Origin of the sequence: Sphingomonas folli, assembly GCF_019429525.1 — a bacterium.
GTDB lineage: Bacteria > Pseudomonadota > Alphaproteobacteria > Sphingomonadales > Sphingomonadaceae > Sphingomonas > Sphingomonas folii.
The window spans coordinates 288,779-311,562 of record NZ_JAHXZL010000005.1 but is presented as its reverse complement, the minus strand read 5'-3'; the positions used below and the strand labels follow the sequence as shown (position 1 = coordinate 311,562).

Annotated in this window: 10 protein-coding genes; 3 read left to right on the top strand and 7 right to left on the bottom strand. The window is 70.9% G+C overall.

Features of this window, described 5'->3' with window-relative positions; translation table 11 throughout:
• Positions 1 to 65 precede the first annotated feature (65 nt).
• The 3 genes from KZ813_RS10025 (at position 66) to KZ813_RS10015 (ending at position 5,747) form a co-directional block, all read left to right on the top strand.
• On the top strand, positions 66 to 1,085 hold the full coding sequence (locus KZ813_RS10025; protein ID WP_219754835.1) for a LacI family DNA-binding transcriptional regulator: 1,020 nt from the start codon (positions 66 to 68) through the stop codon (positions 1,083 to 1,085).
• A complete protein-coding gene (locus tag KZ813_RS10020) occupies positions 1,082 to 4,225 on the top strand; it encodes a TonB-dependent receptor (protein ID WP_258046618.1) in 3,144 nt (1,047 codons plus the stop codon). Before KZ813_RS10025 ends, KZ813_RS10020 begins: the two co-directional genes overlap by 4 nt.
• A gap of 64 nt (positions 4,226 to 4,289) precedes the next feature.
• The gene (locus KZ813_RS10015) at positions 4,290 to 5,747 is read left to right on the top strand and encodes a glucoamylase family protein (RefSeq protein ID WP_308461852.1); all 1,458 of its coding nucleotides are present in this window, start codon (positions 4,290 to 4,292) and stop codon (positions 5,745 to 5,747) included.
• Positions 5,748 to 5,918: 171 nt separating this feature from the next.
• Here the strand turns inward: KZ813_RS10015 and KZ813_RS10010 are convergent, their stop codons facing one another.
• The 7 genes from KZ813_RS10010 to KZ813_RS09980 form a co-directional block, all read right to left on the bottom strand.
• Positions 5,919 to 7,823: an alpha-L-fucosidase gene (locus tag KZ813_RS10010; RefSeq protein WP_219754833.1), complete on the bottom strand. Its 1,905-nt coding sequence runs from the start codon at positions 7,821 to 7,823 to the stop codon at positions 5,919 to 5,921.
• Positions 7,824 to 7,971: 148 nt separating this feature from the next.
• Complete coding sequence (locus KZ813_RS10005) at positions 7,972 to 10,464, bottom strand: GH92 family glycosyl hydrolase (RefSeq protein ID WP_219754832.1); 2,493 nt, start codon at positions 10,462 to 10,464, stop codon at positions 7,972 to 7,974.
• A complete protein-coding gene (locus tag KZ813_RS10000; protein ID WP_219754831.1) occupies positions 10,464 to 11,897 on the bottom strand; it encodes a glycoside hydrolase family 125 protein in 1,434 nt (477 codons plus the stop codon). The genes KZ813_RS10005 and KZ813_RS10000 overlap by 1 nt, the downstream gene beginning before the upstream one ends.
• 136 nt (positions 11,898 to 12,033) lie before the next feature.
• On the bottom strand, positions 12,034 to 14,553 hold the full coding sequence (locus KZ813_RS09995; RefSeq protein ID WP_219754830.1) for a glycoside hydrolase family 3 C-terminal domain-containing protein: 2,520 nt from the start codon (positions 14,551 to 14,553) through the stop codon (positions 12,034 to 12,036).
• Entirely contained in the window at positions 14,550 to 17,144 is a 2,595-nt protein-coding gene (locus tag KZ813_RS09990; protein ID WP_219754829.1) for a beta-mannosidase, read from the bottom strand. Before KZ813_RS09990 ends, KZ813_RS09995 begins: the two co-directional genes overlap by 4 nt.
• Positions 17,144 to 19,474 (bottom strand): beta-N-acetylhexosaminidase, encoded by a 2,331-nt coding sequence (locus KZ813_RS09985; RefSeq protein ID WP_219754828.1) that lies wholly within the window; start codon positions 19,472 to 19,474, stop codon positions 17,144 to 17,146. Before KZ813_RS09985 ends, KZ813_RS09990 begins: the two co-directional genes overlap by 1 nt.
• A gap of 233 nt (positions 19,475 to 19,707) precedes the next feature.
• The gene (locus KZ813_RS09980; RefSeq protein ID WP_219754827.1) at positions 19,708 to 22,491 is read right to left on the bottom strand and encodes a TonB-dependent receptor; all 2,784 of its coding nucleotides are present in this window, start codon (positions 22,489 to 22,491) and stop codon (positions 19,708 to 19,710) included.
• Positions 22,492 to 22,784: the final 293 nt, after the last annotated feature.

Below are 22,784 nucleotides of genomic sequence, written 5' to 3'. Positions count from 1 at the left end.
GGTTACATCAACGACGGCAATGCGCGACGTGCGCGCCGTTCCGGGAGAGGGTGTCCAGCCGGCGCATGCCGAACGCTACGATCCGTGACGTCGCCCGGGAGGCGCAGGTGTCGGTCGCCTCGGTGTCGCGCGCGCTGAACGGGCACGAGCGGGTCCGGCCCGAGCTGCGCGCGCGCGTGCAGGAAGCGGCGGCGCGGCTCGGCTATGTGCCGCACGCCGGCGCGCGCAGCCTCAGCCTGGCGCGGACCTCCGCGATCGGCGTGGTGCTGCCCGATCTGCACGGCGAGTTCTTCTCCGAGCTGCTGCGCGGCATGGACCGAGAGGTGGCGGCGCAGAAGCTCGCGCTGTTGCTCACGGTGCTGCAGGACGGGCGCGGGCTCAACACGCTGGCGGCGCTGCGCGGGCAGGTCGACGGGCTGGTGGTGATGGCGCCGCAGCTCGGCGCGGCGGAGCTGCGCGCGCAGCTCCCCGCGGGGCTGCCGGCGGTGTTCCTCAACTGCGCGCCCGGGCTCGCCGGCGCGGCGCTGCGCGTCGACAATGCGGCGGGCGCGGCGGCGATGGTGGAGCATCTCGTCGCCGCCGGCGCGCGCGCGATCGCGCATGTCGCTGGGCCGGTGGGCAACGTCGACGCCGAGGAGCGTCGCGCCGGCGCGGTCGCCGCGGCCGCGCGTGCCGGTGTGGCGCTGACGGTGATCCAGGGCGACTTCAACGAGGCGAGCGGCGCCGCCGCGGCGGTGCAGGTCGCGCGCGGCGAGATCCAGGCCGACGCGCTGTTCGCCGCCAACGACGCGATGGCGATCGGCGCGCTGGTCGCGCTCAAGGGTCACGGCGTCGCGGTGCCGGCACAGGTGCGAGTCGCTGGCTTCGACGACATCCCGCTGGCGCGACTGGTGACGCCGGCGCTGACGACGATGCGGGTCGATATCGCGGCGCTCGGCGCACGCGCGGTGCAGCTTCTGGCGCGGCGGATCGTCGCGCCGGCTGAGGGGTTGGTTGAGGTCGGCCCGGCCGACGCGGAGGCGATCGTCCCGCGTCTGGTGGTGCGCGACACGACAACAGAAACGGACAGGGAGAGACAGTCATGATCATGGGCTCGAGCCGGCGCAGGACGATGCGCGGGGCGATGGCGCGCGCGACCGCGCTCGGCGCTTTCGGGGCGCTCGGCGCCACGCTCGCCGCGACCTGGAGTGCGCCCGCGGCGGCACAGGTGGGGCAGGCGTCGCTGCGCGGCGTGATCCGATCGACCCCCGACAATCCCGTCACCGAGGTGACGATCGTCGAGGTCGCGACCAACTACCGTCGGTCCACCGTGGTCGGGCCGGACGGCAGCTACAATTTCGCCTCGCTGCGCGCGGGTGCCTATCGGCTCGAGATTCGCACCAAGGCGGGCGTGCGCAACTCGGACCAGTTCACGCTCCGGGTGGGCCAGAACGCCGGGCTCGACCTCGATCTGTCCGCGCCCGCCGCGCCGACGACGGCGCCGGGCGCTGCCGCGGAACCCGCCCAGGGCGCGACCGGCGACGCGACGACCGAGGAGCAGGGCGGGGCGACGCCGCAGGCGGAGCCGGGCGACATCATCGTCACCGGCAGTCGGCTGCGCTCGCTCTCGGGCGGGCAGGTCGGCATCAACGTAACCCAGCGGCTGATCGAGCAGCTGCCGCAGAACAGCCGCAACTTCCTCGCCTTCGCCGATCTTGCGCCGGGCGTGCGCTTCATCGAGAGCGCCGACGGCAGCTCGCGCATCCAGGGCGGCGCGCAGGGCAGCAACTCGGTCAACGTCTTCATCGACGGCGTCAGCCAGAAGGACTACGTGCTGCGCGGCGGCCTCACCGGGCAGGACAGCTCGCCGGGCAACCCGTTCCCGCAGCTCGCCATCGGCGAGTATCAGGTGCTCTCGTCCAACTATAAGGCGGAGTTCGACCAGGTCGGCTCGGTCGCGATCGTCGCCGGCACCAAGTCGGGCACCAACGAGTTCCACGGCGACGGCTTCTTCGACTATACCAACCAGAACCTGCGCGATCGCCGCCCGACCGAGATCTTCCCGAGCAAGATCGACAAGGTGGCCTCCACCGACAAGCAATATGGCGTGGCGCTGGGCGGCCCGATCGTCAAGGACGTGGCGCACTTCTTCGTCAGCTACGAGGGCAAGCGCCGCGAGATCCCGGTCGACATCCTGCCCGGCAACGGCATCGCGGTGAGCAGCCTGCCGGCGGAGTATCAGGACCTGTTCGGCTCGTTCAACTCGACCTTCAAGCAGGACCTGTATTTCGGCAAGATTGACCTGACGCCGACCGACAAGGACCTGTTCGAGATCACCGGCAAGTATCGCAACGAGTCGGGCTATCAGATCAGCAACGGCATCGCCGCTTTCTCCACCGCGACGCTGACCAAGGTCGAGGAGATCCGCGCGATGGGCCGGTGGCAGCACAGCGAGGAGAAGTGGGTCAACGACTTCCGCGTCTCCTACGAGGACGTCAGCTGGTCGCCGCAGCCCGCCACCGACGGCATCAGCCAGCAGTTCCGCGCCACCTCGCGCACGCCGACCGGGGTGAGCACCTTCAACCTGTTCCGCGACGGCGCCGGGTTGAGCCTGCAGGACAAGGGGCAGACCGGCTGGACCGTGCAGGACGATTTCACCTGGACCGGCTTCGAGGGGCACACGATCAAGGTCGGCGCCAAGGCCAAGTGGGTGAAGCTCAACTCGCTCGAGCAGAACCTGATCAACCCGCTCTACTCGTACGACACGACGCTGCCGAGCGCGAGCGGCTTCAACAGCGCGATCCCGTACAGCCTGGAGTTCGGCGCCAACGGCTCGCTGGGTGACCCGCGCATCCGCTCGAACAACTTCCAGTTCGGCGCCTATATCCAGGACGACTGGGACGTCACCGATCGGCTGACGCTCAACCTCGGCGTGCGCTGGGACTATGAGCGCACGCCGGCGTTCCTCAACTACGTCACCTCGGCGGAGGATCTCGCCGCGGTGTCGCCGGCGAACTATCCGAACCTCGTCAGCGCCGACTATGACATCAACGACTATATCTCGACCGGGAACAACCGGAAGGCGTTAAAGGGCGCGTGGCAGCCGCGCGTCGGCTTCACCTACCGGCTCGACGAGCAGGGCCGCTTCACCGTGTTCGGCGGCTATGGCCGGTCGTACGACCGCAACCAGTTCGACTTCCTCCAGCAGGAGCTGTCGAACGGCCGCTTCCAGCGCCGTCAGTTCCTGTTCCAAGGCGCCGATACGGTCAATCCGTGCACGCCGAGCGCGACCTGCATCCCGTGGAGCGACGCCTATCTCACTGAGGCGGGGCGTCAGCAGCTGGCGGGCAACGGCGTGCCGGGCGGGCGCGAGTTCCGCTTCATCAAGAATGACCTCAAGATCCCTTATTCGGACCAGTTCAGCCTCGGCATCCGCGGCCGCTTCAACCCGGTGGAGCTCGAGCTGGGCTATACCCGGATCGTCAGCAAGGACGGTTTCGTCTACCTGCTCGGCACGCGCCGACCCGACGGCTCCTTCTTCGCGCCGTCGTCGACGACCGGCGCGCCGCAGGGCCCCGACGTGTCGTTCGCTCCCTCCGGCTACGGCGCGATCATCATCGGCGACAACGGGCTCGAGACCAAGGCGGACTCGGCCTATGTCAAGCTGACCAAGGCCTATTCGGCGGCCTCGCCGTGGAGCCTCGACGCGACCTACACCTTCACCGCGGCGACCGACAACCGGCCCAACAACGATCAGGCGGCCTACTTCCTGCTCGATTTCCCCAGTGCCTCGGATTACCCGATGCTGCGCTCGGGCGTGGTGCCGCGCCATCGCTTCGTCGTCGCGGGGAGCGCCGACACGCCGATCGGCGTGACGCTGTCGGCCAAGTTCCAGATCGAGTCGCCGCTGTTCCAGCGCGCGCTACTCGACACCGCGACGCCCTATGAGCGCCAGATCGTCGGCTCCGAGGTGTTCGGGCTGGGCGATCGCTGGGGCCGGCGCCAGCTCGACCTCGCCTTCACCAAATATGTGCCGCTGGGCTTCCTCAGCGACCAGACCCGCGTTCGCCTGCGGGTCGACATCCTCAACGCGATGAACGACCGCAACTATGTCGATTACAACAACGACCCCACCGACACGACGCGCACCGCGGCCTCGCCCAGCGTCTACCGCGAGCGCTCGACCTACAGCATCGGCGGCAACCCGCCGCGCACGGTGAAGCTGTCGGCCGGGTTCAGCTTCTGACCCTTGCCATGGCGGACGGCGCGCGCCACGCCGTCCGCTTCTTCCCACTCGCAGGAGGTGCATGATCCTCGATCGACGTGACATGCTGCGCGCCGCCGCCGTGGGCGGCGCGGCACTGGCCGGGGGCTGCGCCGCCCCCGTACCGCGCGTGCCGCGGCTCGCTTTCCCCGGCGTGCTGCCCGAGCTGGGCACCACCCCCGCCTCGGCGAGCGACCCGCTGATGGACGACATCCAGAAGCGCACCGTCAGCTTCTTCTGGAACACCACCGACCAGGTGAGGGGGCTCGCGCCCGATCGCTGGCCGACGCCCAGCTTCGCCTCGATCGCGGCGGTCGGCTTCGCGCTGACCACCTATCCGATCGCGGCGACGCGCGGCTGGATCACGCGCCCCGCCGCGGCGGAGCGGACGCTCACCACCCTGCGCTTCTTCGCCGAGGCGCCGCAGGGGCCGGGCGACGACACCAGCGGCTACAAGGGCTTCTTCTACCACTTCCTCGGCACCACCAAGGGCCATCGCTTCGCGCGCTGCGAGCTGTCGACGATCGACACCGCGCTGCTGCTCGGCGGCGTGCTGTTCGCGCAGACCTGGTTCGACGATCCCACCGACGCGCGCGAGAAGCAGATCCGCGACCTCGCCGACCAGATCTACCGCGCGGTCGAGTGGGACTGGATCACGCCGCGCGCGCCCTTCGTGGCGATGGGCTGGCACCCGGAGAGCGGCTTCATCGGCTCGGACTGGAACATCTACAACGAGAGCCTGATCCTCTACGTGCTCGCGCTCGGCTCGCCCACGCACGCGCTGCCGCCGACCACCTGGGTCGAGTGGACAGACCGCTTCGATCCCTCGTGGGATGAGAAGTACGACAATCCTTTCACCGCCTTCCCGCCGCTGTTCGGGCATCAATACAGCCAGGTGTGGCTCGATTTCCGCGGCGTGCGCGACGCCTATTCGGTGCGGCGGGGGCTCGACTATTTCGAGAACAGCCGCCGCGCCACCTACGCGCAGCGGCGCTACTGCATCAACAACCCGCCGGGCTGGCGCGGCTATGACGAGAACGTCTGGGGCCTCACCGCGTGCGACGGCCCGGGCGACTTCGTCCGCGAGATCGACGGGCGCAACCGCGAGTTCTTCTCCTACTCGGCGCGCGGCCCGGGCGACCGCGACGACGGCACGATCGCGCCGACCGCGGCGCTGGGCTCGATCGCCTTCGCGCCCGAGATCGTGCTGCCCGCCGCGCGCGAGATGTACCAGCGCTACGGCACCGCGATCTACGGGCAGTACGGCTTCTTCGACAGCTTCAACCCGACGCTGACGATGCCGGGGCTGCCGCTGAAGCACGGCAAGGTGGTGCCCGGCATCGGCTGGGTGGCGAGCGACTATCTCGGCATCGACCAGGGGCCGATCGCCTGCATGATCGAGAACTGGCGCAGCGGGCTGATCTGGAAGACCATGCAGCGCAACCCGTACATCCGCGCCGGGCTGGAGCGCGCGGGGTTCAAGGGCGGGTGGATGGGGAGCTGAGAGCGACGTCGCCTGCGGAGGGGGGCGCCTCTATCCCTCTTGTACCGTCATCTCGGACTCGAGCCCGCGTCCCTCTGTCCGCGCACGCGACGCTCGCGGCGTCATGGATGCCGGGTCAAGCCCGGCGTGACGGGAGAGGCGCGCGGGTCTGGCCGGCGCCTCGCGCCCTTCTCATGCTCCCCCGTACGCCCCGATCTCCGCCACGGTGAGCTGCGGCGCGGGCAGCGCCACCGCGTCGAACGCCACGCGCAGGTAGCGCGCGCGGCGGGGCGTGAACGCCACCCGCTGCGTCGACAGCGCATAGGCGATGTTGCCGAACTCGCCGCTGGCGGCCGGCTGCCACGTCGTGCCGTCCGCGCTGGTCTCGCAGCGATAGCCGCGCGGCGGCGCCGCGTCCTTCGCCACGGTGCGCGAGGGCGTGAGGCTGAAGCCGGTCAGCGTCAGCGGCTTGGCCAGGTCGATCGTCACGCTCGCCGGTGCCGCCGCGGAGGGCGCGGGGACCGTCCAGCGCGTCGCCGCGTCGCCGTCGATCAGCGCCTCGGCGCCGGCCCCGCTCGCGGCGACGATGCGCCAGCCGTCCTTGGCGAGCACGGTCGGGTCGGACGAGCGCACCGGCGCCACCGCGGCGGGCGCGACCTGGCGGAACAAGGCGATCTCGCTGATCGCGGGGCAGGCCGGTGCCTCGACCACGCGCAGCCGCAGCCGCCGCGCGTCGCTCGGGCGCGGCAGGCGGATGATCCGCTGTGCGCCGATACATTCGTGCTCCGCGACGGTGCGCCAAGCGCCGCCTTCCTCCAGGTCGAGCGCGAAGCGGGTCACGCGCACGCCGAGCGGCAGGTGCTCGCGCAGCCGGATCACGTCGAAGCCGCGGCCCGGCGGCAGGTCGAGTGTCAGCGTCGGGCTCGTGATCGCGTCGGGGGTCGACCAATAGGTGTCGCGCCGCCCGTCGAGCACGCGCGCGGCGGCGAAGGCCGGCCCGCGCTCGGCGCTGGCGTGCGCCACCGCGCCGCGCGCGAGGTCGGTCGCATAGGTCGCGGCCTGTGCGTCGCCGAAGCTCTTGAGCACCGCGACGTCATGGTCGTGGAGCCGGCCGCGGCGGTCGGGCGGCAGGTTGAGGTTGAGGTTGGTGCCGCGCCCGACCGACTCGTCGTATAGCCGCAGCAGCCGAGCGGGGTCCTTGACCTTGGCGTCCTCGTCGGCGTGGTAGAACCAGCCGGGGCGGATCGAGACGTCGGTCTCCGCCGGCCACCACAGAGGCGCGCCGCGCACGCCAGAATTTCCCTCGCTCTGCACATAGGGGTGGTTGGGCATGGTCGGCCAGCACGGGTCGCCCGCGACGCCGTCCTCGTTGCCGACCCAGCGCACGTCGGCGCCGAGCGGGTCGAAGGTGCAGGCCATCGGCTGGTGCTGGTGGACCAGCGCCACGATCGAGGGCCAATTATAGTAGCGCGGCGCGTCGATCTTGCGCGTCTCGCGCGCGCCGCCGTAATAGCCGTCACCACCGTTGGCACCGTCGAACCAGAATTCGAACAGCTCGCCGTAGCCGGTGCAGAGCTCGACCACCTGCTTGCGGAAATAGTCGATGTAGCCGGGCCGCCCGTACTCGGGATGGTGGCGGTCCCAGGGCGAGAGATAGAGGCCGAAGGCGAGCCCGGCGCGGCGCGCCGCCTGCTCCATCTCGCGGACGATGTCGCCCTTGCCCTGTCGGTACGGGCTGTTGCGGATGCAATGCTCGGTCAGCTGGGTCGGCCAGAGGCAGAAGCCGTCGTGGTGCTTGGCGGTGAGGATGATGCCGCGCATGCCGCCCGCCTTGGCCGCGGCGACGATCTGGTCGGCGGAGAAGTCGGTGGGATCGAAGAGTCTCGGGCTCTCGTCGCCATAGCCCCATTCGCGATCGGTGAAGGTGTTGATCGAGAAATGGACGAAGGCGTACTGCTCGCGCGCGTGCCACGCGAGCTGGCGCGGCGACGGCGTGGCGCCCCAGGGCCTCGGCGCGGCGGTGCGCTGCGCGGCGGCGGGGAGCGCGGCGCTGGCGGCACCGGCGGCGAGCAGCGTGCGGCGGGTGAGGTCGGTCATGGGCGGCTCCGATCTGGGCGCGACGTGAGAGGATAGCACCACTCCGGCGAGTGCCGGCGTCTTATCGGGTGAGGTCGCCGCGTCTCGCGTGCGGCGCACACCTGGACCCCGGCGTTCGCCGCGGTGGTAAGAAGAGGGATGGCGGCTCTCACCCCGGCACCCGCCCGAACGACGGCGGCCGATCCGTCACCGCGCGGCCGAAGCCGGGCACCGGCGTCGCGCTCATCGTGAAGCGCAGCGTGCCGCCCTTCACCAGCTCGGCGTGGCTGATCCAGCTCTTGCTCCACGGCCGCCCGTTCCACGTCACCGCGGCGACATAGGGCGTCTCGGCGCGGTTGCCCGGCGCCTCGATCACCAGCCGCTTGCCCGCGCCGACCCGCAGCGTCGCGCGCTCGAACAAGGGTGAGCCGAAGACATAGGCCGCCTCGACCGGGTCGACCGGGTAGAAGCCCAGCGCCGAGAACACGAACCAGGCGCTCATCTGCCCGCAATCGTCGTTGCCGATCACGCCCTTGGGCGCGTTCTGGTACATCTCGACGCAGAGCCGGCGCACCATCGCCTGCGTCTTCCACGACGCGCCGGCATAGGCGTAGAGATAGGGTGCGTGCTGGTCGGGCTCGTTGCCGTGCGCGTACTGGCCAACCAGCCCGGCGATGTCGGGGGGCGCGTTGGCGGGCAGGGTCGAGGGCGCGGTGAACAGCGCGTCCAGCTTGGCCTCGAACGCGCGGTCGCCGCCGAGATGGCGGATCAGGCCGTATACGTCGTGCTGGTTGAGGAAGGTCGCCTGCCAGCCGTTCGCCTCGGTATAGTCGCGCCACCACGGCTTGGGCATGTGGCCGAGCTGGATCGGGTCATAGTCCTTCCACCAGCCGCCGTCGGCGAAGCGCGGGCGCGCGAAGCCGATCGAGGGGTCGATCACGTTGCGCCAATTGCCCGAGCGCTTCGCCAGCCGCTCGGCGTCCGCACTCTGCCCCGCGGCGCGCGCGAGGTGCGACGAGGCCCAGTCGTCATAGGCATATTCCTGCGTCCGGCTGACGCTCTCGAACCAGACGTCGGCGGGCACATAGCCCTTGGCGTCGTACAGGTCGCGACCCTTGCTGTTGTCGAGGTCGGGCGCGGCGAAGTCGAACGAGCGCCTGCGGATCGCCGGCCACGCCGCGGCATAGTCGGCGGGGATGCCCTTGGCCTGCGCCTCGGCGAGCACCGAGACGCCGTGCCAGCCCATCATCGTCCCGGTCTCGACGCCCTGGAGCGGCCAGACGAGCGGGCCGTAGGGGCTCTGCTGCGTCTGGCGGACGAGGTCGCGCACCAGCGCGCCGGCCTGGTCGGGGGCGACGAGCGTCAGCAGCGGGTGGAGCGCGCGATACGTGTCCCACAGCGAGTAGGTCGAGAAGGCGCGCTCGCCCGCGGGGACGCGCTGCGGCTTGCGGTCGAGCCCGATGTAGCGGCCGTCGACGTCGGAGAAGAGCGTCGGCGCGACCATGGCATGGTAAAGTGCCGAGGCCATGATGACGCGCTGGTCGGCGCTGCCGCCCTCCACCGCGATCGCGCCGAGCTGCTCGGCCCAGCGGCGCGCGGCGGCGCGGCGGACCGAGTCGAAGTCCCAGCCGCGCGCCTCGGCGGCGAGGTTGGCGCGCGCGCCCGCGACGTCGACCGCGGAGATGCCGCAGCGGACCAGCAGCGGCGCGCCGCCTGCCTCGTCGAAGTGGAGCACCGCCTTGACTCGCCTGCCCCGCACGCCGCTGGCGCCGGCCGGCTGCTCCTCGTCGTCGTCGCCGTAGAAGGTGACGCGGTCGGGCCGGCGTGAGAGCTGGAGCGCGAAGTGGATGCGCCGCCCCTTCGCCCAGCGATGGACGCGGCGGCTGCCGGTCAGCGTGCCGTCCGCGTCGAGCAGCAGCGATGCCTCGTCGATCAGCGGCTTGGCGTCGCTCTTGTCGAGCACGAGATGCGACAGGTCGACCAGCACGTGCGCCGCGCCCGCGGGGAAGGTGTAGCGATGCCAGCCGGTGCGATCGGTGACGGTGAGCTCGGCGCGCACGCCGCTCTCCAGCCTCACGCGGTAATAGCCGGGCTCGGCGTGCTCGTCCGAGTAGCGCTGGCGGTAGCCCGCGTCGGGATCGGCGAGCGGCCCCGGGGTGAGCTTCACCGCGCCGCGGGTGGGCACCAGCAGCACGTCGAGCATGTCGCCGATGCCGGTGCCCGAGAGGTGCGTGTGGCTGAACCCCATGATCGAGGAGTCACCGTGGTGATAGCCCGAGCAGGTGTCCCAGCGCTCGACGTCGGTGTCGGGCGAGAGCTGCACCATGCCGAAGGGGAGCGTCGCGCCCGGGTAGGTGTGGCCGTCGCCGCCGGTGCCGACGAAGAGGTTGGGCGCGGTTCGTGTGGCGCGCGCCGCGGCGGCGAGGGGGAGCGGGGCGGCGAGCGCGGTGCCGGCAGCGGTGGCGAGCAGCGTGCGGCGGCTGAGCTGGAGGCGGGGGACGGTGAGCGAGTCAGCGGCGCGACCTTCGCCTGTGCCCCGGCGAAGGCCGGGGCCCAGCTGGGTAGGCCGTGGTGATCCCTGCGCAGCGTCACCCACCTGGGCCCCGGCCTCCGCCGGGGCACATGTGATCGCGGCGAGCGTCTCGACCCCGTTCCGCCCCATCACAAAGCCTCCGCGAGCAGCGCGGGCCGCGTGGTCGCCAGCCGCACGATCAGCTCGCCGAAGAGCCCGTTGGCCCAGGCGAACCAGTGGCGCGTCCACGTGGTCGGATCGTCCTGGTCGAAGCTCTCGTGGATGAACCCCGTGCCCGCGTCGGTGTCGCGGATCGTCCTGAGGCAGGCGCGGATCACCGCCGGGTCGTTCGTCGACAAGGCGCGCACGATCAGCGACATCGGCCAGATCTGCCGCACCCCCGCGTGCGGACCGCCGATCCCCTCGCCGGCGCGGCCGCGGAAGAAATAGGGGTTCACGTCGCTCCACGCCGCGGCCTCCGTGCGGCGCCACAAGGCGTCGTCGGGGGCGACGCAGCCGAGATAGGCGAGCCCCGACAGCGACGGCACGTTGGCGTCGTCCATGAAATAGGCGTTGCCGTAGCCGTCGACCTCATAGGCCCAGACCTCGCGCCCGTCGCGCAGCCTCATCGTGCCATAGGCGCGCAGCGCGGCGTCGACCTCGTCGGCGAGCGCGCTCGCCTCCTGCGCCAGCGCGGCGTCGTGCTTGGCCGCGTTCGCGACCGTCGCCAGGCCGCGCAGGGCGCTCACCGCGAAGAGGTTGGACGGGATCAGGAAGGGATATTGGCACGCGTCGTCCGACGGGCGGAAACCGGAGACGATCAGCCCGACCGGCCTCATCGGGTTGCCATAGCCGCGCAGCGGCATCGTCTCGGTGTTGCGGTCGGACACGCGCAGGAAGCGGTACGGCCCCGGCCCGTCCTTGCGCTGCTGCTCGCGGAAGGTGCGGATGCTCGCGCGCGCGCCCTCGGCCCAGGTCGCGTCGAACGGGCGCGCGTCGCCGGTCGCCTGCCAATATTGCAGCGCCAGCCGCATCGGGTAGCAGAGCGAGTCGATCTCCCACTTGCGCTCGGCGACGCCCAGCTTGAGCTCGGTGACGTCCTTGAGCGACCATTCCAGCTGTGTCTTGGCCTTGGGATCCTCCAGGAAGGCGTTGGCGTAAGGATCGATCAGGATGCAGCGCGCCTGGCGCGCGATCAGCCCGCGGAACAGCTCGGCCAGCCGCGGGTCGGCCTTGGCGAGATGAACGTATGGCGCCACCTGCGCCGAGCTGTCGCGCAGCCACATCGCGTCGATGTCGCCGGTGATCACGAACGTGTCAGCGCGGCCGTCGATCGTGCCCAGCCGCACCGTGGTGTCGAGCGTGTTCGGGTAGCAGTTGCCGAACATCCAGCGCAGCTTGGGATCACCGATCTTGGTCGCGACGCGCCGCATCTCCTGCTCCACCGCGCGGCTGGTGAAGCGGCGCTCGCCGAGCGGCGGGCGCTTGCTGGCGAAGGCCGCGGGAGCGGCGGCGCGCGCGGCCGCGGGGGCGGCGGCCAGCGCCGCGGCGGCGCCCACGAAGGTGCGGCGGTCGATCGTCATGTTCAGTCTTCTCCTAAGCCGTCATCCCGGACTCGGTCCGGGATCCACCGTGCCGCGCACGCCGCGATCGCGAGGTGCGCTGAGAGGTAGGCCCCGGAACGTGTCCGGGGTGACGAGGTGGTAAGGCGAGGCGCCCTCACTTCGGCAGGTCTTCGTCCTCGCCCGTTAGAGTCACGTCGACCCAGTTTCCTGCCGCGTCGCCCGGCTGACCGCCGCCGACCCAGACGCGATAGGCACCCGGCGGCACGTGGCGGCGGCCGTCGCGCTCGACCACGCTGAGGAAGCGCGGGTCGATCGTGAGGCGCGCGGTGCCGCTCTTGCCCGGCCCGAGCGCGAGCCGCGTGAAGCCGGCGAGCTGCCGCTGCAGCACCGGCGCGGTGAAGCTGCCTCCTTTGATGGCGGGCGGCACGACATAGGCCTGCACCACCTCCTCGCCGGCGCGCTGGCCCTGGTTGGTGACCCGCGCGGTGAGCGTCAGCGGCGCCCCGGCGGCGAGCGCGGCGGGTGCGCTCACGCGATCATAGCCGAAGCGGGTGTAGCTCAGCCCGTGGCCGAACCCCCACAGCGGCGTGCCGGTGAAATAGCGGTAGGTCCGCTCCTTCATGCCATAGTCGACGAAGGCGGGCAGGTCGGTGGTGGCCTTGTAGTAGGTCACCGGCAGCCGGCCCGACGGGTTGGTCGCGCCCGACAGCACGTCCGCCAGCGCGGTGCCGCCCGCCTCGCCGGGGTACCACAGGGCCAGGATCGAGTCCGCCACCGCGGGATCGACCGCGACCGCGCTGCCGCTGGCGAGCACCAGCACGATCGGCTTGCCGGTCGCCTTGAGCGCGGCGAGCAGCCGCTGCTGCGGCGCGGGCAGCGCGATGTCGGTGCGGTCGCCCCCGACGAAGCCGGGCACCTGTACCTGGAGCGCCTCGCCCTCGAGGTCGGGCGAGAGCCCGCCGACCACCACCGCCACGTCGGCGGCGCGCGTGGCGGCGACCGCCTCGTCCAGCAGCGCGTCGGCGGGCGGCAGCCACAGCAGGCGGAAGCTGTCGTCCTCGCTGCGATGGTCGAGCACCAGCTCGAGCGGCTGCGCGCTGCCGTCGCTGTCATAGTCGATCTCGACCCGACCCTTGGGCAGCGCGCCGTCGTGGAGCACGCGCCCGCCGATCGTCAGCCGCGCGCTGTCGTGCGTGGTGCAGTTCTTCCAGCACTGCGTCTGGTCGAGCACCAGCCGGTAGCGCCCCGCCGCGGGCGGCTGGAGCGCGCCGGTCCAGCGCGCGACATAGCCGGTCGCCGGCAGATCGGGGGCGGGGGCGGCGCGGTTCAGGTCGAGGTCGATCGTGCGCGCGGGCGCGGCGGGGACGGTGCGCTCGCCCGCGGTATAGCCGACGGTGAGCCCCTTGAGCGCGGTCTCGGGCAGCACCACCGGCGCGCCGTCGGCGAGCACCGAGCCCTGCGCGTAGGTCGCGCCCGGGAAGCGCGCGCGCACGCCCTGGAGCGGCGTGACCGGCGCCGCCGCGGTGCCGTGGTAATTGCCCTGGAGCACGCCGAGATCGTCGGCGTTGGCGCCGATCACCGCCACCTTGGTGCCGGCCGCGAGCGGCAGCCGAGCGCCGTCGTTCTTGAGCAGCACGATCGCCTTGCGCGCCGCCTCCAGCGCGGTCGCGCGGTGCGCGGGCGTGCCGACCTCGCTCGCCGCGATCCGGGACCAGGGGCTGGTCGCGCCGAAGGCGATGCCGAGCGCGCGGCGCGCCTCGAGCGAGCGGACGAGGGCGCGGTCGACCTCCTGCTCGCTCACCAGCCCGCGCCTCACCGCCTCGGGCAGCGCGGCATAGGTGTTGCCGCAGTTGAGGTCGTTGCCGCCCCGCACCGACACCGCGGCGGCGCCGGCGGCGTCGAGCCGATAATGGTGGAAGAGGTGGACGTTGGCGACCGCGTCGCAGTCGGAGACGGTGAAGCCGGTGAAGCCCCAGTCGCGTCGCAGCCGGTCGTTGAGCAGCGGCGAGGAGGCGCAGGCGGGGACGCCGTGGATCGAGTTGTAGGCGCACATCAGCGAGCGCGCCTTGCCCTCGGTAATCGCGAGCCGGAAGGCGGGGGTGTAGGTCGCCTCCAGGTCCTGTGGGCTCGGGTCGACGTCGAAGCCGTCGCGCCCGGCCTCTGGGCCGCTGTGCACCGCGAAATGCTTCGGGGTGGCGATCACCTTCGGGTAGAGCGGGTTCGGCCCCTGCAGCCCGGTGATGAAGGCTACGCCGAGCTTGCCCGTGAGATACGGGTCCTCGCCGTAGGTCTCCTGCCCGCGGCCCCAGCGCGGATCGCGGAAGATGTTGATGTTGGGGGACCAGATCGTCAGCCCCTGGTAGATGCGGCGATCGGCGTCCACTGCCTGCGCGTTGAAGCGCGCGCGCGCCTCGGTCGCGACCACGTCGCCGATGCGGTGCACCAGGTCGGCGTCCCAGGTCGCGGCCATGCCGATCGCCTGCGGGAAGACCGTGGCATAGCCGTTGCGCGCCAGCCCGTGCAGCCCCTCGTTCCACCAGTCATAGGCGGGCAGCTTGGCCTTGGCGTCCGCCGGCGCGGTGCTCTGCAGCTGCGCCGCTTTCTCCTCGATCGTCAGGGTCGCGACGGTCGCGGCCACCGGGTCGGCGGCCTGCGCGAGTAACAGCCAGATCACTTGCTTCCTCCCAGCGAGCGCAGCACCAGCGCGCGCCTCAGCGCGGCGGGCGATGCCGCGGACTCGATCGTGATGGTGCGGCTCTCGCCCGGCAAGAGGTCGAAGCCGTCGTCGGACGCCTGCGCCGCGGTCGCGCCGAAGTCGAGCATCACCGCCTGCGCCAGCTTCCGCGCGGTGACGGTGACGGTGCGCCCGTCCCAGCGCGCGCTCAGGCCGGGATCGGGCCAGCGCATCGCCTTGGGCAGCACGCGCTCGACCACGCGGCGGCTCACCACCGCGCCATCGACGGTCAGCTCGGCGACCGCGTAGCTCGCCTCGGGCGGGGCGGCGGCGAACAGCTCGGCGTCGGCGAGCGACGCCACCTCGGCGGCGGCCAGCGGCGCCAGCGTGAGGTCGCCGCCGCGCTCGCCCAGCGCGCTGCCGTCGGTGGCGAAGGCGCGCACGCGCCAGCGCGCCGCGATCGGCTGGGTCGCGTCGGAGACGACCGCGATCCGAAGCCTGCCGTCGCGATGCTCGGCGACGATCGCCTGGGGCGCGAAGAAGCGGCGCGCGGCATAGTGGAGCAGCTTCCATCGCCCCGAGTGATCGATGCTCGACCAGGAGATCGCGGGCCAGACGTCGTTGAGCTGCCAGTAGAGCGAGCCCATGTTGGTCGGCCGGCAGGCGCGGTGGTGCAGCGCGGCCAGCTCGATCGCCTGCATCTGGTTGACCTGGGTGAGATAGACGAAGTCGGCGAAGTCGCGCGGTTCGCCGAGCCGCTCGCGCAGGTAGAACATCAGCCGCTCGTTGCCCGCGCCCGCGAGGAACTTCTGGTGCGCGCGCATCACCGGCGCGTCCGGCGTGAGCTTGCGCGTGCCGGCGAAGTCCTCGATCGTGGCGAGGTCGGGCGCGGCCTGGAAGCCATATTCGCTCATGAAGCGCGGGCAGCTGTCGAGATAATTCTCGACCGGCTTGGAGCCGGACCAGACGTCCCAGTAATGGCGGTCGCCCGCGGCGTCGGTGTCGACCGGACCCTCGTAACCGGTGGAGGGCGAGCCGGGCCAGTACGGCACCGCCGGGTCATAGTCGCGCACCGCGTCGCGCAGCACGCGGTCGAACAGCACCGCCATGCCGGTGCCGATCCGCTCCTGCTCGTCGGCCCCGACGCGCTTCTTGAATGCCTTGCGATCGGACCAATTCTCCCAGCCCGACAGCACCTCGTTGCCGCCCGCCCACAGCACGATCGAGGGGTGGCCCGAGAGGCGCGCGACCTGCTCCTCGGCCTCGACGCGGACGTTCTCGCGGAACGCCGCGTCGGGCGGGGTGACCGAGCCGCCGAACATGAAGTCCGACCAGATCATCAGCCCCATCTCGTCGGCGGCGTCGAAGAACGAGTCCGGGAGATAATGGCCGCCGCCCCAGATCCGCAGCATGTTCATGTTGACCGCCTTGGCGTCGCGCAGCAGCCCGCGCATCGTCGCCGACGTCACGCGCGACGGGAAGCTGTCGAACGGGATCACGTTCGCGCCCTTGGCGAAGATCGGGATGCCGTTGACGCGGAAGCCGAAGGCGCCGCCGCCGCGGATCAGCTCGACGGTGCGCAGGCCGATGCGACGCTCGGCGCTGTCGCTCGCGGCGCCGTCCTCGACCAGCGCGCCGCGGACGCGGTACAACGGCTGCGCGCCATAGCCGACCGGCTGCCAGCGCCGCGGCGACGCGATCGCGAGCGGCACGGTGACGCGGTTGAGCCCCGGCGCGAGCGACACGGTCTGCTCGGCGGTGACGGTCCCGCCGTCGGGGCCCGTCACCTGTGCGCGCAGCGTCGCGGCGCGCGCGCGGTCGGCGATCACCTCGAACTTGGCGGCGAGCCGCGCCTCCCGGTCGTTGAGCGCGACCTGCTCGACCAGCAGGCGGTCGAGCCGCGCCTCGTCCCACGCCTCCAGCCGCACGTCCTGCCACACGCCGATGTTGACGATGCGCGGGCCCCAGTCCCAGCTGTAGTGGTATTTCGGCTTGCGGATGTACGGCGAGGTCTGCTTGCCCTTGGGCTCGTCGCCGAACGCCGAGTCATACTCGCCCGGCAGCGGGTTCGCCTCGGCGAGCACCATGGGCTGCAGCTTCCGGATCGGCGAGGCGAAGGCGATCGTCACCTCGTTGCGCCCGGGCCTGAGCCACCTCTTGGCGTCGACCCGCCAGCGGCGATGCGCGTTGTCCGCGGTGAGCGCGACCCGGCCGTTGATCGACACGGTCGCGAAGGTGTCGAGCCCGTCGAACACGAGGTCGAGGTGGTCGCGCGCCAGCATCGCGGGCGTGACGTCGAGCGCGCGCTGATACTGCCAGGCGGTGAGCCCGGCCCATTGGATCGCGGCCTCGTTGGTGCGCAGGAACGGGTCGGGTACCTGCCGCGTGGCGATCAGGTCCTGCTGGACGCTGCCGGGGACCGTGGCGGCGAACCATGCGGCGGCGCGGGGATGCGCCTTCGCCGCGGCGGCGTCGGCGGGGTCGATCCGCACGCGCCAGCCGGTATCGAGCGAGGTGACGGTCTTGGGAGCGGCGGCCGCGGCGCCGGCGACGAACAGGAGCGGCAGGCAGAGCAGGGCGGTACGACGCATCAGCGACGGTCCGTGAGGCTGACCCGCTCGATCGCGTACAGCGGCTCGGTGAGCGGGGAGGTGAACTGGAAGCAGAGGTCGCGATCGCCCTCCATCGCCGGCAGCGTGCCGGTGAACCGCTGCCGCTGCGGCGCGCTCGCCGGATCGGGCAGCGGGAAGCTGGCGGCGATCACCGGCCTGGGGGCGTCGGGGACGGGCTTGCCGTCCTTCATCGCGGGGCAGCCGACCATCACCAGCAGCTCGCCGTGCGGCGTCACGTTGAAGTGGCGCCGCACCTTGTCGACGTCGTGCGCCAGCCCGTGGTTGCGCGCGAGCCGCGCGACCTCGACGGTGAAGCCGCCCGCCACGTCGAGCGGCGCGGCGGGGTAGACGCTGCACAGGTTGAAGATGTTGACGTCATAGGTCGGCGTGTTGGCGGTCGCGTCGGCGGTGAGCGGCACGCGCAGGCCACGGGTCTCGCCGGGGCAGGCGGCCAGCTCGCCCGACACGCGCGTGAGCAGCGCCTCCCGCCCGGTGTCGAACGCGCGCGGCGCGGCGAGCGCGACGCCAGCGGTGTCGAACGGCGCGGCGCGGACCGTCTGCCCGGAGGCCAGCGACAGCGGCGCGGCGTAGCGCCGCGACTTGGGCGTCGGCGCCGAGCCGTCGAGCGTGTAGCGGATCGTGCCCTGCGGCGCGTCCTGCGCGAGCGTCAGCTTCACCCCGTTGCCGCGCAGCGTGTCGCCGCGCGAACCCGGCAAGGCGAACGCCACCGCCGCGGCACTGTCCGCCACCTCGACCCCGCCGCGCTTCCAGCGCGCCACCTGCGGCTGGAGTCGCGTCAGGAAGCCGGCGAAGTCGCGCGGCCGCTCGATCCAGCTGTTCTCGGCCAGCGCGGCGAGCCGCGGGAAGATCGAGTGCTGATACTGGTAGGGCGTGACGAGATACTCGCTCCACAGGTTCATCTGCGCGCCGAGCACGTGCCCCGCCTTGGCCGGATCGAGCCCCTTGGGCATCGGGTCATAGGCGTAGGTGTCGGCGAGCGTCTGCACCTGGATCGGGCCGGGCGGCTCGTCGGCATGGTGGCTCTGGAGATAGTTGATGTACATCGTCGGCGCGGGCGAGAGCACGACGTCGTGGTTCTGGTTCGCCGCGTCCACCGCACCCTTCTCGCCGCGCCATGACATCACCGAGGCCGAGGGAGGAAGGCCGCCCTCGAGGATCTCGTCCCAGCCGATCAGCCGCCGGCCCTTGCTCGACAGATAGGTGCCGAGCTCGTCGATCAGCCAGCTCTGCAGCGCGTTCTCGTCCTTGAGGTGGAGCGCTTTGATCTGCGCCTGCACCGCGGGGCTGCGCTCCCACTGGTCCTTCACCGCCTCGTCGCCCCCGAGATGGACATAGGTGCCGGGGAACACGTCGATCAGCTCGTCGAGTACCTGCTTGACGAAGGCGACGCCCTCCGGCCCCGGGTTGAGCAGATAGGGGAAGATGCCCCAGCCGTTGCCGGTCTCGGGTCGGTCGCCGAGCACGCCGAACTCGGGGTAGGCCGCGACCAGCGCCTGCGCGTGGCCCGGCAGGTCGATCTCGGGGACGATCGTGATGCCGCGCTCGGCGGCGTAGCGGACCAGGCCGCGCAGCTCGTCCTGCGTGTAGAAGCCGCCGTAGCGCTGGGTCGGTGCCGCGCCGCCGGTGGAGGGCGGGGTGCGCCACGCGCCGACCTCGGTGAGCTTCGGGTAGCGCTTCACCTCGAAGCGCCAGCCCTGGTCGTCGCTGAGATGGAGGTGGAGCGTGTTGAGCTTCACCGCCGCCATCTGGTCGACGATCTTCTCGATCTCGGGGAGCGGGAGGAAGTGGCGCGCGGTGTCGAGCATCAGCCCGCGCCAGCCGAAACGCGGCGAGTCCTCGATCGTCACCGCGGGCACGCGCACCGCTTGGCCGAGACGCGCGTCGGGGCTGAGCAGCTGCACCAGCGTCATCGCGCCGTGGACGAAGCCCGGCGCGGCGGAGGCGGCGACGCGGACACCGTCGCGCGCGACGGTGAGACGATAGGCCTCGTCGCCCTTGATCGAGGCGTCGGCGACGAAGCGAACGCGGGCGGCCGCGGCGTCGGCGGGGGCGAGCGCGATCCCGCGCGCGGTGCGGACGTGATCGATCAGCAGCCTGGCCGCTGGCTCGGCGAGCGGCGTCTCCGCGGCCACACCGCTGCCCGCGGCGACGGTCAGCGTGCCCGGCCCGCGCGTGATCGAGCGCGGCATGGGCAGCAGCCTGGGGACGTCGCCGTCGCGCTGCGCCGTCGCCGGTGTCGCGACCACCAATGCCGCCCCGATAGAGGCTCCCAGCGCGCTGCGGATCATGCCTACCCCTTGGTTACGTTTTGGTATTACGAGGTATCATGGCCGATGCGCTGCCGGGCGTCCATGCCTCGGCCACAAAAAGAAAGAGCGGATGGAGGCGGGGGAACGGCTGATCACTGCCGCTCCCCCGCCTGTTGCCGGCGAGGGCCGAGGCCTAGTCGGGGGACGCTGGTGGATGTCACCGACGCCTTCCGATCTGGGCCCCAGGCGGCGCCGGGGCACGACGAGCGTCCTCACATCCGGAAGGAGACGCTCCCCACGAAGGTGCGGCCGTTCTTGTAGAAGGCCGACGGCCGGTCGCGCGTGTTGCTGTACTGGAGATAGGTCTCGTCGAGCAGGTTCTGCGCGTTGAACGTCAGCGTGATGTTCTTGTTGAGGTTGATCGAGGCCGAGGCGTCGAGCTGACTGTACGGCGCGACCTTCTCGGGCGAGCCGAGACGGCCGATCGTGCGGAAATAATCGGTCCGGTAATTGTAGCTGACCCGCGCCTGGAACGGCCCGCTCTCGAAATACGGGATCACGTTGACGGTATGCTTCGACAGATAGGGCAGATCGAAGGTCGCGTCGATGCCGGGGACCGGGTCGGTGCTGCTGTCCTGGTACGAATAGTTCGCCTGGATGCCGAAGCCGCCCCAGATCTCGGCCTGCCCGTTGACCAGCACGCCGTTCACCTTGGCGCTGCCGGCGTTGACCGGGCGCTGGACGGTGTAGGTGTTGATCACGCGGCCCGCGAGCGCGTTGTAGAAGGACTGACCCTGCTCGCGGATGTTGAGGATGTAGTTGGAGATGTCGCGGCGGTACAGCTCGAGCGAGAGCAGCGCGCCCGGGCGCGGGTAATATTCCGCGGTGATCTCGTAGTTGGTCGCCTGGTACGGCTTGAGCGTGGGGTTGCCGCCGCCCGCGTCGAAGGTGACGTCGTTCTGCGAGGTGGTCGCGGCGAGGTCCTGGTAGCGCGGGCGCGAGATCACGCGCGCCGCCGCGCCGCGCAGGATCAGCTGCGGCGTGATCTCCCAGGCGATGTTCACGTTGGGGAGGAACTTGAGATAGTCGGTCGAGGTGCTGGTCGGCACCGGCTTCACCGGCGCGGTGCCGTTCGGGTCGGTCGCCAGCGTCAGCGCGTAGCGTGACACGTCCTTGGTGTAGACCATGCGCCCGCCGATGTTGCCGCGCACCGGCCCCTGGTCGAAGTTGAGCTGGACGTAGCTCGCCGCGGTGCGCTCGGTCACGCTGGTCGAGGCGCCGACCTTCTCCACCAGCGGCGTGTTGATCGCGTTGGTGAGAATGTCGATCACCGCCTGCTCGGACAGGTTGAGGAAGCGGGTGGCGTTGCCGCTGCCGCCGGTGCCGTCGAAGATGCCGTCGGGGGTCACGCCGGTGTCGACGCCGAGCTGCGAGCCGAGCCGCGACTGCTGCAGGTACGTGTTGATCCCGCGCGCGTCGATGCGGTTGACGTGGTCGGTCACCCGCGCGCCGAGCAGCAGTTCCTTGAACACGCCGCCGAGCGGGATCGTCGCGTCGAAGCCGCCGTAGATGTCGCGGTCGGTGGTGACGCTATAGTCGAGCCCGCCGATCTGCGCCGCTACCAGCTGCTGGCCGTTGACGATCACCGGATCGCCCTCGATGAAGGCGTTGTTGTTGTTCGGGTTGCTGAAATAGGCCGCCGGGTCGGTGATGTCCTGGGTGAAGTTGACGGTGGCCGAGCTCGGCGTGAAGGAATAGCTGAACGGCGACTTGGTCTGCACGTTGAACAAATATTCGGGATTGCGCCCGCCGGTGGCCTTGCTCCAGCCGCCCGCGAACGAGACCTTGGCGCCGCTGTCGCCCTCCCAGTCCGCGTAGAAGTTGAGATTGTCGGTCTTCAGCTTGGTCTTGCGCACGAGCGTGTCGAGCTGCGCGCTCTGGCTGGTGGCGCCGGCGAAGGTCGCGTCGGTCACCACCCCGTTAGCGATCGTCGCGGATTGCAGCACGTCGCCGGTCCACGCCCCCGGGATGGTGTACATCGCCTGGCTGTAATTGTTGTAATTGCCGTCGATGTGCAGGCCGTTGAGCGTGAGCGTCAGGCCGTCGGCGGGGCGGAACTGCACCGTGCCCGCGACGCTGGCGCGCTCGCGCTGCTGCTGGAAATAGGCATAGTTGATGCCGAACGGCGAGGCGGCCTTGTCGAGGTCCGCCGCGGTGCCGCCGCTGATCACCGCATTGGGGTTCTTGAGCACGCGCTGGCCCGCGGCGTTGGTGGTCAGGAACGGGCTGCCGCTGCCGTCGGCATTGTCATAGCCGAAGAACTCGACGCCCGAGCGCACCAGGTTCTGCTTGTCGTACGTGGCCGCGATCAGGAATCCGAAGGTCTCGGCGTCGTTCTTCCAGCTGTACAGCCCGGAGCCGCGAATGCTGCCCTTGTCGGCGCGGTCGTTGTAGGTGTAGCCGCCCGAGGCGAAGACGCTGTTCTTCTCCAGCTCGAGCGGGCGGCGCGTGCGCACGATCACGGTGCCGCCGAGGCTGCCCTCCTCGATCCGCGCCTCGGGCGACTTGTACACCTCGAGCCGGTCGACCAGCTCGGGCGCGAGCAGCGAATAGTTGAAGGTGCGGCTGCTGGGATCGTTGTCGTTGCCGCCCCAGTCGGCCGAGGCGAGCCCATGGCCGTCGAGCAGCATGCGGTTGAGCGCGGGGTCGGTGCCCAGGATGGCGACCTTCTCGCCCTCGCCGAAGCGGCGGTCGATCGACACGCCGGGGATGTGCGACAGCGACTCGGCGACGTTGCGATCGGGGAACTTGCCGATGTCCTCGGCCGAGATCGCGTCCACCACCGCGTTGGCGCTGCGCTTAACCTCGATCGCCTGGCGCAGGCTGCGCGCGTAGCCGGTGACGACGACGTCCTCGCCGGTGGCCTCGCCCGGCGCGTCGACCGGCGGCGCGGCCTCGCTCGGCGGCGTGGTGGCGGGCGGTGTCTGCTGCGCCTGCGCGGTGCCGGCGAGACCGGTCAGCGCGGTCGAGAGTAGGACCAATTGCCGCAAACGCATCGTCTTCTTCTCCCCTTTGAGCGCCGCCGCGATGGCCGTCCGCCCGATGTGAAAGCCCGTGTCCGCCCTGCGACCGCACCGTCGGGTTGACCCCGCTCCCGCGATTTCAGCATGATATAACCAAAGTATACCAATCATGCGACAAGAAATTTCATTTTGGTTACGCGATGTGTATTCACCACTAAGTCGCTGGCGAGGCGTGCTTTCCTCGTTCAGCAGCGATGGGAACGATTGCGTCGCCGAAGCGCGGGCGGCGGGTGGCACCGAGTGGTCCTATCGTCCGCCGCTGGGCG